The sequence below is a fragment of the Sphingobium sp. genome, from assembly GCF_036170395.1.
In the GTDB taxonomy this organism is placed as follows: domain Bacteria; phylum Pseudomonadota; class Alphaproteobacteria; order Sphingomonadales; family Sphingomonadaceae; genus Sphingobium.
In genome coordinates, this window is the sequence record NZ_JAVHPD010000047.1 from 83,713 (window position 1) to 96,133 (window position 12,421).

A 12,421-nucleotide genomic window follows, 5' to 3' on the forward strand; every position below is an offset into this window, starting at 1 on the left:
CGCCGGACAGGCACAGGAGTCGAGCCTTGCAGGCGATCGAGCGTTTTCCCAATCTCGTGACGATGTTCTTCACCCGCGCCCGCGAGCGCGGTGACGCGCCTTTCCTTTGGCGCAAGGAGGCGGGGGAATGGCAGCCGCTCAGCTGGACGGAGGTTGCACGGCAGGTGGCGTCCATCGCCGCGGCGTTGAAGGCGCAGGGATTGCGGCCCGGCGACCCGGTGATGCTGGTGAGCGAGAACCGGCCGGAATTCTGCATCGCCGATCTTGCGATCATGGCGGCGGGCTGCGTCACCGTGCCAACCTACACCACCAACACCACGCGCGATCACCAGCATATCCTGACCGACAGCGGCGCGCGGGCGGTGATCGTGTCGACCGCCAAACTGGCGCAGGCGCTGATGCCCGCCGTCGTGCGGAGCCAGGCCAGTTTCGTCATCGGGATGGAGCCGCTGCGCGGCGCGCAGGGCACGTCCACCTGCCATCTCTGGGGCGATCTCATCGCCGCGCACCCGGCCGATGTGGCGGCGTGCGAGGCCGCGCAGACGGCGCAGCGGGGCGATCTGGCCTGCATCATCTACACCAGCGGCACCGGCGGCGCCCCGCGCGGGGTGATGCAGCATCATGGCGCGATCCTGCTGAACTGCGAAGGGGCAGGGGCGATCGTCAACGAGGATTTCGGTATCGGCGACGAAGTGTTCCTCTCCTTCCTGCCACTCAGCCATGCCTATGAGCATAGCGGCGGCCAGTTCCTGCCCATGCTGCTCGGCGGGCAGATCTATTATGCCGAAGGGCTGGAGAAGCTCGCCTCCAATATCGAGGAGACGCGGCCCACGATCATGGTCGTCGTGCCGCGCCTGTTCGAGGTGCTGCGCGCGCGCATCATCAAGGCGATCGAGAAGCAGGGCAAGTTCCCCGCCTATCTGCTGGGCCAGGCGATGCGGATCGCGGCAAAGGAGCAGGCGGGCAAGGGCAGCATCCTTGACGTGCCGATGAAGCTCGTCCTTTCGCGCACGCTGGTGCCGAAGATTCGCGGGCGCTTTGGCGGGCGGATGAAGGCGCTGGTGTCGGGCGGCGCGCCGCTCAACCCGGACGTGGGGCTGTTCTTCGACGCGATGGGGCTTACCTTGCTTCAGGGCTATGGGCAGACCGAGGCGGGGCCGGTCATCAGCTGCAACCGCCCCAGGGCCGGGATCGCGATGGAGACGGTCGGCCCGCCCCTCGACGGTGTGGAGGTGCGGATCGCCGAAGATGGCGAGATATTGGTGCGCGGCGAACTTGTGATGTACGGCTATTGGCGCAATCCGGCGGAGACGGAAAAGGCGCTGAAGGATGGCTGGCTGCACACCGGCGATATCGGCGAGTTCGACGCCAAGGGGCGCATCCGCATTACCGACCGCAAGAAGGATCTGATCGTCAACGACAAGGGCGACAATGTCTCGCCGCAGAAGGTCGAGGGGATGCTGACGCTCCAGCCTGAGATCGGGCAGGCGATGGTCCATGGCGACCGGCGGCCCTATCTGGTGGGCCTGATCGTGCCCGACGCCGAATGGACTCGCGAATGGGCGGCGGCGCAGGGCGTGGGTTTGGACGGCGTGGCCGCGAATCCCGCTTATATGGCGGCGCTGCGCGCGGCCGTGGACCGCGTGAATGACGACCTGTCGGTGATCGAGCGCGTCCGCCGCTTCATCCTGGCGGATGGGCCGTTCAGTATCGAGAATGAACAGATGACGCCATCGATGAAGATCAGGCGCCATGTGATCCGCAAGGTCTATGCGGAGCGGCTCGATGCGCTTTATAAGGGGTAGGTTATTTTTTCATGATGGAGGCGCTTCGCTCTGATCGGCGCCATCGGCTGCATGAGTGACAGCCCTCCGGTGGCGGCCCCCCACCCCGCAATATCAGCCTTCATATTGGAGATAGGCGAGGGCCATTACCGATAGCTCGGACTTCAACGTGTTCCAGATTTCGTCGTCGGCAGACTCGGCCGTCGAGCCAAGGCCATATTGTCGCGCCGCCGTGGCGAAGACGATGCGGAACACCGCATGGGCACGACGTTCGGCATCCTTGGCACGGATTTCGTCGCGAAATGTGAGGATCGCATTTGCCGACAAATCGGCCGATTTTTGCGCGGTCTCGCGCCCAGGGGCGGATACGGCGGGATCGAGTGACGCTCGCTGCATGATCGTGCGCAGCAACTGTGCGTGGGTCGCCAGAAAGCCGCTATAGCCGTCGACATAGCGCGGCAGGAAGTCCGCAAGAGAGGATGATTCGGCGAGGATACCCTCGATCAGTTCGCGTTCCTTTTCGACGATGCTTTGCAATTCCTCCGCGATGACGGCGTGTAGCAGGCGGTCCTTGCTTTCAAATCGCAGATAGATCGAGCCGATCGACACGGCGCCGAGATCGCTCACATCCTGCAACGTGAAGTCTTCGCTGCCCCGTTCCAGCATCAGCGCCTTTGTCGCGTCCAGCATGCGGCGAAACGAAGCGAGGCTTCGGCCTTGGCGGGGTTTGCGGCTGAGCGCGCTCGCGGCGAGCATTTCGGTGGGGGACGCGGAGGGGCTTGACATATCCGCCATAAGAAATATCAAAATAGGAACGTCAATTCTAATTTAGAAATGCGCGAACATTCTGATTCGCGAGGAGGGGTGATGCGGTTCTCGGTCTTTCTCAATGCTCGTTCGATGCGGCCTGAAGACGATCGGAGCTTGATGCGCGATCTTGAGGACCATGCGGTGCGCGCACGCGACGCCGGCTTTTCGGCTATTTTCATGCCCGACCATCATTTCAACGGGTACATGCCGCTGGCGAGCGACAGCTTCATGTTCGCGGCCTATCTGGCTGCGAAGCTGCCGGAAATGCATTTCGGATTTTCGGTCGTGTCGGTGCCTCTGCACCATCCGGTTCGCTTCGTGGAGCGCATCAATCTTCTGGACCAACTGACCGACGGCAAGCTGCTGGTGGGCGTGGGCAGCGGCACGACGCCGGAAGAGATGATCGGCTTTGGCGTCAACTACAAGGAGGCCGGCGCGATTTCGGACCGCAATCTGGAACTGGCCGAACAGCTCTGGGCCAAGCGGATGGATGATCCCGCGATCGAGATCGACAACGGCCCCCACCAAGGTCGCGTGCTGCAACGGATCGCGCCGGCGCCCTACACCAGCGGCCATGCCCGGTTGATGCCGGTCGCGATGAAGGAAGCCAGCGCGCGTCGCGCCGCCAGGCATGGCTGGCCGGCCTTCATTCCGGCATTCACCCCGCCGCAGATCGGCGGGACCGAGCCCTATATTCATGTGAAGAAATATTTCGACATCTACCGGGGGATGCTGGGCGAGTTCGGCCATGACGCGGCGACGATCACCTCCGCGCTCGACTGGACCACGCACACCTATCAGGCGGTGCACGTCGCGGAAACGGACGAGCAGGCCCGCGCGGAACTGATGGTGATCCTCAAATCCTATCAGGAGGCGATCGAGCGCGAGGCCGAATTCAACGCCCGCGCCGAATCGGACGACGCCAACCGCAAAACCGATCGGACGCCCAATGCACTGACGGACGATTGGATCGGAACCTGGTGCCTCTACGGCTCGCCCGAAACGATAATAGAGCATCTCAAGCCCTATGAGGCGCTCGGCATCGGCAACATATTGTGCGGCACGGTGACCGGCCCGCTGACGGAGGAGCGGCTCCGGCTGGGCAACCAGACGCTTGACCTGCTTTCCCGCAAGGTCATGCCGGCGTTCGGCGGTGGCCGCGCGTGACGCGCGTTGTGGGCATCGGCGGGACGCTGCGTGCCGGCTCGTCGAGCGAGCGACTGGCGCGCGCGGTGCTCGACCGATGTGCCGAGGCCGGCGCGGACGTGCAGATGTTCGACGGGCTGCATCTGGCGAAGCTGCCGCATTACGAGCCCGGCACGCCCATGCGCTACGACGCGGAGCGGGTGCTGGTCGATGCAGTTCGTCAGGCTGACGCGATCGTCATTGCCTCGCCCGGCTATCATGGCGGTATTTCCGGCCTGGTGAAGAACGCGATCGATCTGCTGGAGGATACGGCGCGGGACGATCGACCCTATTTCGACGGGCGGCCTGTCGGGCTGATCGTGTCGGCGGCGGGTTGGCAGGCGACCGGCGTAACACTGGCCGCACTGCGCGGAGTGACTCATGCGATGCGTGGCTGGCCGACGCCGTTGGGACTTGCGATCAACTCGGTCGAGCAGCGTCCGTTCGATGCCGACGGCGTGCTGGTCGATGCCGCCGTCGGCAGCCAGATCGCGACGCTCGCCAACCAGCTGCTGCGCCCCGTCGGCAACGCCGAGAGCGGCTTGACACAGATTTAAAAAGAACTAAAATAACCATTCTATTTTGTAATGATGCGGGATGCTACCCGCGCTGAAACTGGGAGGGGAAGATGCGTATGCTTACCTTGAAGTCGTGCCTGCTGATCGGAGCCGCCGCCATGGCGGTAACGCCGGCTATTGCGCAGGAGACGCCGCCGGCGGCTCCGGTGGATAGCAATGAGATCATTGTTACCGCACAGAACCGGGCGGAGAACGTCCAGGACGTCCCCATCGCCATCCAGGTGGTTTCAGGTGCGACCCTCGAGAAGGCGGGCGTTTCGGACTTCAGCGGTATCCAGCAGGTAGCGCCTGCGGTTCAGATCGTGCAGGACACCAACCTGACGCGCGTTACCGTCCGCGGCGTCGGCACCAATGACAATGCCGAAACGCAGGATACCTCGATCGCCGTCAACATTGACGGCGAATACATCAACCGCCCAACCGTCCTCAATGCGGGTCTGTTCGACCTCGCCCGGGTCGAGGTGCTGCGCGGGCCGCAGGGTACGCTGTACGGCCGCAACTCGACCGGCGGCGCGATCAACTTCATTACGCGCAAGCCCGGCGACGAACTGGGCTTCAACCTCACGGCATCCCTCGGCAACTTCGATCATGTGCTGCTGCAGGGCGGAATCGACCTGCCGCTCGGCGATATCGGCGGCATTCGTTTCGCTGGCACCTATTCGAAGCGGGACGGCTATTTCTCGCATCCCAATCTCAACATTCGCACGGGTGATGACTATACCCGTGGCGGCAGGATCAGCCTCACACTCCGTCCAACCGATGCGCTTACGATCGATGCGGCAGTCGAGCATGTGGCGGCGGATCGCAAATTGGCGGCACAGGCTTTTGCTAACTTCAATTCGGGCCTGGGCTATAACGCAGCGAACGCACCGGGCGCGACGTGCAACCAGAACGGCTTCGTGCGCGTCGGCGCCGATCCCCGTCTGGTCGTCTGCATTCCGCAGAACACCAACGCGCTCGCATCTGTCGACCGCAGCAACTATACGGCGCCAGCGCGCAGCCCGAGCATCCAGGAGCAGCGGACGACGGCTGTTCGCGGGCGGATCGCCTATGATTTCGGGCCTGCGACCCTGTCCTACACGGGCGGCTATCGCACGACGGACGAGAGCTTCGACGCCGCGCTGGCTCCGGCCTACACCTTCAAGAATTTCGCCAACGACGTGGATACGCAAAGCCATGAGCTGCGGATCAACGGCGGCGAGCCTGGCGGCATCCAGTGGCAGGGCGGCGTTTTCCGCTTCAAGGAAGATCTGGATATCGAGCGCGGCCTGTTCAACGGCCCGCCCTTCCTGCCAGCGTTCCTGCTGGGCGCCAGGGGCGGCTATATCAACTATTTCGATCGCCAGGTAAGCAGCTCGAGCTGGGCTGTGTTCGCCCAGACCGATATTCCGATCACCGACACGCTTACCGCGGTCGTCGGCGGGCGTTATACCTGGGACAAGCGCAGCGGCGTGTTCAACGTCTATGGCAGCGGAATCGCAAACCCCACATCGCCGCTGAACAATACAGGCCCGGTTCGGATCACGGCGGCGCCGCTTTCGGTGCAGCGTCCGAGCGCAAGCGCGGAAAAGTTCACCTGGCTGGCCGGCCTCAACTATAAGCCCGATGCCGATACGCTAGTGTTTGCGAAGGTATCGACGGGCTTCAAGGCCGGCGGTTTCGACTCCGTGGGTTCATATGCGCCGGAGAGCAACACCGCCTATGAAGCCGGCATCAAGCGCAGCTTCGGCGGCAGCAGTGCGAACTTCGTCAACTTGTCCGGCTTCTATTACGACTATAAGGATCTCCAGGCATCAGTGCTGCTCGATAACTCGATCGGCGGCCAGGTTTTCAATGCCGGCAAGGCGCGCATTTGGGGCATCGAACTCGACGCATCGTTCAAGGTGCTCGACAATGGTCGCTTCACCGCGAGCGTAAATTATCTGGACTCGAAATATCAGGAATTCCTGGCATCCTATGCGGTGTTCTGTGCGTCCTCGACGCTGCCCGGCGGTTGCGTCACGGGTCTTGGCGATCTGGACGCGGATTCGCGGGCTGCGCCGATCGCGCAGCCCAACCTGTCCGGCAATCGCCCGCCGCAGTCGCCGCGTTGGGTTCTGGCCGCAGGCTATGAGCATCGCTTCGATCTGGGCAATGCCGGGAGCATCACGCCGAGCGTCTTCTCGCGGTACAAAAGCTCCTATTTCCTGGACATCTTCAACTATAACGACTCGCGACAGAAGGCATTTTTCCAGACCGACGCCAGCATCGAATGGCGCACCGCCGACGACAAGTTCGGGGTGCAGGCATTCGTCCGCAATATCGAAGATAATCAGCCCCTGACCTATGCGGGTTTCACCGCTGCGGGCAATGATGACATCTATGTCTGGCAGTTTGGTACGCCGCGTACTTATGGCGTCCGGGTCAGCTTCGACTTCTGATGTGACTCCCCTGGGGCGGCCAGCAATGGCCGCCCTTTTTACCTCAAGGATCTGCCGTGAAGCTTTCCCCCTGCATCGAATGGATCTTCGCCGACTCGCATGACAATCTCGGCGACCGCGTCCGCGCCGCCAAGGCCGCCGGCTACGAGCATGCCGAATTCCATCTGTGGCGCGACAAGGACATGGCCGGCCTTGCCGAAGCGCTTGATGAAACCGGGGTGACTCTCACCGGCTTCTGCGTCGACCCACGGCGGTCGATCGTCGATCCCGCCCAGCATGGAGAGTTTCTCGATGCCGTGCGTGACACACTGGAAGAGGCAAAGACAGTCGGTTCGCCGCCGCTGATCGTGGCGTCGGGCTTCACGCGCGAGGGCGTTTCGGCGCAGGAGCATTTCGATGCGGCAGTGAGCGCACTGCGCCAGGCGGCCGATCTCGCAGAGGCAGCCGAAGTAACGCTGGTGCTCGAGCCGCTCAACAGTCGGATCGATCATCCAGGCATGTATCTGGTCGAAACCAGGCTCGGCCTCGATCTGGTCGAGGCTGTGAACAGTCCGCGCCTGAAGCTGCTGTATGATGTCTATCATTCGCTGGTCATGGGTGAAGACCCCCGTGAGGTGCTCGCTGGGCGGATGCATCTGGTCGAACATGTCCAGATCGCCGACCTGCCGGGCCGCAACGAGCCGGGCACCGGCGGGATCGACTGGCCCGCCTTGCTCGCTGATCTGCGCGGGCTTGGCTATGATGGACCATGGGGGCTGGAATATCGGCCCACCCAGCCGGCGCTCGCATCGCTCGAATTGACGAAGGAAGCGCTGGATGCCTGAAGCCGCAGCCGGACCCGCCGGGGCTGTCCGGCTCTCGCTCACCGAGCGGCTGAGCTACGGCTTCGGCGATTTCGGCTACAGCCTCGCCTATAATATGGCGGGGGCGTTCCTGCTCTTCTACTACACCAACGTCGCCATGCTGCCGGCGGCGGCGGTAGGAACCATCTTCCTCGCCGCGCGGCTGCTCGACGCGGTGGTCGATATCCTGGTTGGGATCGCGGTCGACAAGACGCGGACTCGCTGGGGGCGGACGCGCCCCTATTTCCTGTTCACCGCCATTCCCTATGCGCTGGTGCTGATCCTCGTCTTCTCGGTGCCGGACTGGTCGCAAAATGCCAAGCTGATCTACGCCTTTCTGACCTTCAAGGCGCTCGGCATTCTCATGTCACTGGGGTCAATTCCTTACACCGCGTTGATGCCGATGATGACGACCGACATGGGCGAGCGGCTGAAGCTCGGCGGAATGCGGTCGATCGGCACGTCGGTGTCGGTGATCCTGGGCACCGCTGCGACAATGCCGCTGGTTGGGCTGCTGGGCGGCGGCGATCAGCAGCGCGGCTTCCTCGCGACGGCGACGTTGTTCGCCGGGCTGTCTCTGATTGCGCTGTTAATGCTGTTCCGCAACTGCAAGGAGCGATTCGACGATGGCAGTTCGCCGCGCTTTGCCGTGTTGCCGGCGATCGGGGAAATGCTGCGCAACCGGGCCTGGCTGATCTGCTTTGCCTTCACCTTGCTCTATTTCGTGCGGTTCGGCACAATGATCTCGCTGACCGCCTTTTTCGCGATCGACGTGCTGGGGCGTCCCTGGATGATCTCGATCCTGTTGCCAGCGATATCGGGCACGCTGCTGATCGCGGCGTTCATCGCGCCGCCGATCCTGTCGCGCACCGGCATTCGCAAGGGGTGCTTCGCCGCGATTCTGGTGGCGATCGCCTTGTTCGCGACGCTGCCGCTAGCCGAAGCGCGGCCGTCCCTGTTCCTCGCACTCTATGTCGCCGCGTCGGTGGCGACGTCGGTCACCATCACCGGCATCTTCACCATGGCCGCCGAAGCGGTCGACTATCATGAGGCGCTGTTCGGCACGCGCAATGAGGGGCTGCTCTCGTCCGGCATCAGCCTGGCGACGAAGATCGGCATGGCGATCGGCGCGGCGGCCATCGCCTATTCGCTGGCGGCGGCCGGCTATGTTCCAAACGCCGTCAGCGATGCCGCGCGGCAGACCATCCGCTGGTCTTATTATGTCTGGCCGATCGGATTGCTCGCTCTCCAAGCGGTCGTCGTGCTCGGCTGGCCGATGGGCGGCGCGCGGCCGGACGTCGGCGCCGCACCGGTGGCGCAGGGCGCGTCAGCCTAAACCATTGCATCACTTACACCAGGGTTGAGGAGCGCCAGATGCGTGTCACATCATATCTGATCGCGACAGCGTTGCTGTGCGGCACAGCTGTCGCTGCGGCGCAGACCGTGCCGGTGGCCGATATCCCGGTGACGGTCGACAATATACCTTATGCCCCGCCCGAGACGGTTCAGCGCGTCGCGACGCCCGCAAACCCCAAGGAAGGGCGGCTGAAGGTGCTGATTATCAGCGGCCAGAACAGCTACGAGCATGATTGGACGGGCGTCAACAATCGCCTGCGCACCCAGCTCAAGGATACCGGCAGGTTCGACGTGCGGGTGACCGAGGATTTTGACGACGGTACGCTCGATCAGCTCAAGAAATATGACGTCGTCATTCTAAACTATTCAAGCCGTTGGAACTATGCCGACAAGGAACAGCATCTCTGGTCCGACGGCGCGTTCCAGGCGTTGTACGACTATGTCGCCCAAGGCGGAGGGCTGGTCGCCTATCATTCGTCCTTCACATGGGGGCGCGACATTACCGAATATCGCAAGCTGATCGGCGCGGTGATGGTGCCAGGCATCAGCCGCCGCTCGCCGCCCGACGCATTCAGCATCGAGATTATCGATCGCACGCATCCGATCACGCAAGGGCTGCGCCGCTATCACTGGAATTTCATGGAGGATAAATACACCAACATGGTGTTCGACCCTGAAGCGAAGGTGCATGTGCTGGCGACGGCAATCGACGATCCGACGGATTATGACTCGGAGCGCGCCGGCCCCAAATATGATCCCAAGGCCTATGCGCCCGAGCGGCTCAAGACGATGGGTGGCATGGGGAAGCCCAACCCGCAGCTATGGGTACAGAATTACGGCAAGGGCCGCGTCTTTTCGATAACGCTAGGCCATGGGCCGGACACGATCCAGTATGACGGGTTCAAGACTTTGTTCGCGCGCGGCACCGAATGGGCGGCAACGGGCAAGGTCACGATCAAGCCCTATGACAAGGCGGCGGGGTTTGTCGTCGCCAAGTAGCGTTCCGCGCGCGTTTATGAGGGGGGAAGGGGCGGACCGAGGTCCGCCCCCTTTTTGTCAGTAGGAGAAGGTTTCGGCGAAGGTGCGGTACGGCACCGGCGGCTTCGCCTCGAGCGACTGGGCGGTGTCGGTACGATAGGTGTTGTTACGGACCGTCACCGGTTCGTCCGCCTTGGGCATGAACACTGGCTTGCCATCGTCGCCGACATACATCAGGTCGACGTTGAAGGCATCGTCCTGCGCCACCGCCGCGAACGGAATCCAGCCCATCGAATAGGGCGCGCGCGCGGTCTCGAAGCAGTGGAAGTGCCAGATTTTCCACTGGCCGTCCTGCTTGATGAAGTCGATGCCATATTTCAGATAGACATTGTGCATCCACACCTTCTTACCATCGACCTCGACATTGGGCTCGAACATCCAAGCGGGCATATTCTTTGCATGCTCCGGCTTCGTAAGGCCTGATTCCAGGCCGTTGACGATCCACAGGCCCTTGGCGGTCTGGCCGTCCTCGGCCACCTCGATCACCGGGGTTGTGACATAGTGCATCACCAGCTTGCCGATCGGCGACGGGCGATCGCGATGATAGGCCATGATGCTGTCCCAGTTGGTATATTTGCCGAGGTTCGAATATTGCGAACTGATCCCTGGCGTGCCCTTCTTCGCCCAGAGTGGGATGATTTGCCCGTCCTGAAACGCATTGTGCAGATACATGTAGCGCGAGAAGAGATTTTCCACCGCTGCGCGGTCGTGCGCGGCGGTGGTCGCGCGTTCGAGCTTTTCCAGCTTGGCGGTAAGATCGGCAATGCTCGGCTGCTGCGCCCTTGCCGGCGCGACGGCCATGATCGCAACGCCGGCCGCGGCCAGCATCCATTGCTGCTTCAAAACCCTCATCCTTCATTCTCCTCTGGTTGAACTTGATGGAAGCGCGTGGCTGCCAGGACCAGCGCTGCGAGCGCTGCGAGCACAGCGTTTTGCGGAAGCGCGGCGATCTCGCCGCGTGTGGTGTGCACCAGTGCGGCGGAGGCCTGATTGGCGATGGCATAGAGCGCGACTCCGGCGACGATCCCGGGCCGCTCGGGCCGGAACAGGCCGAAGATCAGCAGCAAGGTCGCCGCGATCAGCTCGCTCAGGCCAACCGCGCGCCCTAGAAAGTCGGGCAACGCATTGGTCCAAGCATGATGCTGCTCCAGCACCGAGCGGTCCGCGAAGCTTGAAATAGCCGAAGAAACCGAATGCTGCCGCCAGCAGCAGCGCGGATATGCGTGCCAGGATGCGGAAGCCGAACGCCATGATGACCGATCCCCTCAGACAATTTCGGGCTTGACCAACCCGACGCTTTATAGAATGAAGGTTCTAATTCGGATGCCTGGTGGACGCAAGTGCCGCAGCCGAGTAAAAGCGGAATTGTCCGCACCCGAGAGAGCGAGAGGATCTATGGGTACGATCAAGCGGGGCGTGAGCCTTTACAGCTATCAGAATGAGACGTTTCAGGGCAAAATGTCCCTGGAGGACTGCATCCGCACCAGCGCCGAGCTGGGCGCTAACGGTATCGAGATCATCGGCGAGCAGACCTTCTGGGGCTGGCCCGAGGTCGGCGTGGAAGATGCCAAGATTGACGAGTGGCACCAGCTGATCGCCAAATATGACTGCGTGCCGGTCAGCCACGACTTCATGCTTGACTATAAGCGCTACAAGGGCCGCGAAATGCCCTTCGAAGAGCAGGTCGCCAGTGTGCGGAAAGACATCGACTTCGGCGCGCGCCTCGGCATGAAATATATCCGCGCGCTGGTTTCGATCGCGCCGGAAGTGCTGGTCGCCGCCGCGCCCTATGCCGAAGAGAAGGGCATCAAGATCCTGATCGAGGTGCACGCGCCGCTGCACTTCGACCACCCCTGGATCATCCGCCATGCCGAAGCCTTCGAGAAGAGCGGCTCCGACGCGCTAGGCTTCCTGCCCGACATGGGCATGTTCCTCCACGCCTATCCGCCTGTCATGGTCGAGAAGTTCAAGCGTCTGGGCGTACCTGCGAACATCGCCGACTATATCGTCAAGGCGTATGAGGACCGGATGCTGAGCGAATATGTGATCCTCAACGTCCAGCAGATGGGCGGCGCCGGGCCATCGATCGCGATGGCGGAAGTCATCAGGCACAATTCGGCGTTCGAGCCCAAGCGCATGCTCGACTATATGCCGCGTATCCACAATATCCACGGCAAATTCTACCAGATGTACGCCGATTATGTGGAGCCGTCGATCCCCTACGACAAGATCGTCGATGTGCTGAAGCAGGGCGGCTATGACGGCTATATCTGCTCGGAATATGAGGGCAATCGCTGGATCGAGGACGCCGAGGAGCCCGACAGCGTCGAGCAGGTGCGTCGCCAGCAGGTGATGCTGGCACAGCTAATCGGCGAACCGACGCCGACGGCGCTGGCCGCGTAAAGGGA

Annotated in this window: 11 protein-coding genes; 8 read left to right on the forward strand and 3 right to left on the reverse strand. The window is 62.5% G+C overall.

The features are described from left to right. The first annotated feature begins 62 nt into the window (after positions 1 to 62). Entirely contained in the window at positions 63 to 1,805 is a 1,743-nt protein-coding gene (locus V2B31_RS12715) for an AMP-dependent synthetase/ligase (RefSeq protein ID WP_328279264.1), read from the forward strand. 93 nt (positions 1,806 to 1,898) lie between these two features. Here V2B31_RS12715 and V2B31_RS12720 read toward each other — a convergent pair whose 3' ends face one another. After that, positions 1,899 to 2,474 carry a TetR/AcrR family transcriptional regulator gene (locus V2B31_RS12720; RefSeq protein WP_328279057.1) on the reverse strand — a complete coding sequence of 192 codons (576 nt, stop codon included), beginning with the start codon at positions 2,472 to 2,474 and terminating at the stop codon, positions 1,899 to 1,901. Between the two features lie 177 nt (positions 2,475 to 2,651). On the opposite strand from V2B31_RS12720, the gene V2B31_RS12725 reads away from it, so the two are divergent. The 6 genes from V2B31_RS12725 to V2B31_RS12750 all read left to right on the forward strand — a co-directional run bounded on the left by V2B31_RS12725 (position 2,652) and on the right by V2B31_RS12750 (position 9,974). After that, entirely contained in the window at positions 2,652 to 3,761 is a 1,110-nt protein-coding gene (locus V2B31_RS12725; RefSeq protein ID WP_328279059.1) for an LLM class flavin-dependent oxidoreductase, read from the forward strand. Next, complete coding sequence (locus tag V2B31_RS12730) at positions 3,758 to 4,336, forward strand: NADPH-dependent FMN reductase (protein WP_328279061.1); 579 nt, start codon at positions 3,758 to 3,760, stop codon at positions 4,334 to 4,336. The genes V2B31_RS12725 and V2B31_RS12730 overlap by 4 nt, the downstream gene beginning before the upstream one ends. A gap of 71 nt (positions 4,337 to 4,407) precedes the next feature. Further along, positions 4,408 to 6,777, forward strand: a complete 2,370-nt coding sequence (locus tag V2B31_RS12735) for a TonB-dependent receptor (protein WP_328279063.1) — start codon at positions 4,408 to 4,410, stop codon at positions 6,775 to 6,777. A 56-nt stretch (positions 6,778 to 6,833) separates the two neighbouring features. After that, positions 6,834 to 7,601 carry a TIM barrel protein gene (locus V2B31_RS12740; RefSeq protein WP_328279067.1) on the forward strand — a complete coding sequence of 256 codons (768 nt, stop codon included), beginning with the start codon at positions 6,834 to 6,836 and terminating at the stop codon, positions 7,599 to 7,601. Further along, positions 7,594 to 8,955: an MFS transporter gene (locus tag V2B31_RS12745; protein ID WP_328279070.1), complete on the forward strand. Its 1,362-nt coding sequence runs from the start codon at positions 7,594 to 7,596 to the stop codon at positions 8,953 to 8,955. The genes V2B31_RS12740 and V2B31_RS12745 overlap by 8 nt, the downstream gene beginning before the upstream one ends. 38 nt (positions 8,956 to 8,993) lie before the next feature. After that, positions 8,994 to 9,974, forward strand: a complete 981-nt coding sequence (locus tag V2B31_RS12750; protein ID WP_328279072.1) for a ThuA domain-containing protein — start codon at positions 8,994 to 8,996, stop codon at positions 9,972 to 9,974. Positions 9,975 to 10,031: 57 nt separating this feature from the next. Here the strand turns inward: V2B31_RS12750 and V2B31_RS12755 are convergent, their stop codons facing one another. Both V2B31_RS12755 and V2B31_RS12760 read right to left on the reverse strand, forming a co-directional pair. Continuing rightward, a complete protein-coding gene (locus V2B31_RS12755; RefSeq protein WP_328279074.1) occupies positions 10,032 to 10,865 on the reverse strand; it encodes a nuclear transport factor 2 family protein in 834 nt (277 codons plus the stop codon). After that, the gene (locus tag V2B31_RS12760; protein ID WP_328279265.1) at positions 10,862 to 11,191 is read right to left on the reverse strand and encodes a DoxX family protein; all 330 of its coding nucleotides are present in this window, start codon (positions 11,189 to 11,191) and stop codon (positions 10,862 to 10,864) included. Before V2B31_RS12760 ends, V2B31_RS12755 begins: the two co-directional genes overlap by 4 nt. Positions 11,192 to 11,408: 217 nt before the next feature. On the opposite strand from V2B31_RS12760, the gene V2B31_RS12765 reads away from it, so the two are divergent. Further along, a complete protein-coding gene (locus V2B31_RS12765; RefSeq protein WP_328279075.1) occupies positions 11,409 to 12,416 on the forward strand; it encodes a sugar phosphate isomerase/epimerase family protein in 1,008 nt (335 codons plus the stop codon). The last annotated feature ends 5 nt before the right edge of the window (positions 12,417 to 12,421 follow it).

Coding starts and splice junctions, on each gene's coding strand:
- V2B31_RS12715 (WP_328279264.1), top strand. CDS start 63: ATGTTCTTCACCCGCGCCCGCGAGCGCGGTGACGCGCCTTTCCTTTGG.
- V2B31_RS12720 (WP_328279057.1), bottom strand. CDS start 2,474: ATGCTGGACGCGACAAAGGCGCTGATGCTGGAACGGGGCAGCGAAGAC.
- V2B31_RS12725 (WP_328279059.1), top strand. CDS start 2,652: ATGCGGTTCTCGGTCTTTCTCAATGCTCGTTCGATGCGGCCTGAAGAC.
- V2B31_RS12735 (WP_328279063.1), top strand. CDS start 4,408: ATGCGTATGCTTACCTTGAAGTCGTGCCTGCTGATCGGAGCCGCCGCC.
- V2B31_RS12745 (WP_328279070.1), top strand. CDS start 7,594: ATGCCTGAAGCCGCAGCCGGACCCGCCGGGGCTGTCCGGCTCTCGCTC.
- V2B31_RS12750 (WP_328279072.1), top strand. CDS start 8,994: ATGCGTGTCACATCATATCTGATCGCGACAGCGTTGCTGTGCGGCACA.
- V2B31_RS12755 (WP_328279074.1), bottom strand. CDS start 10,865: ATGAGGGTTTTGAAGCAGCAATGGATGCTGGCCGCGGCCGGCGTTGCG.
- V2B31_RS12765 (WP_328279075.1), top strand. CDS start 11,409: ATGGGTACGATCAAGCGGGGCGTGAGCCTTTACAGCTATCAGAATGAG.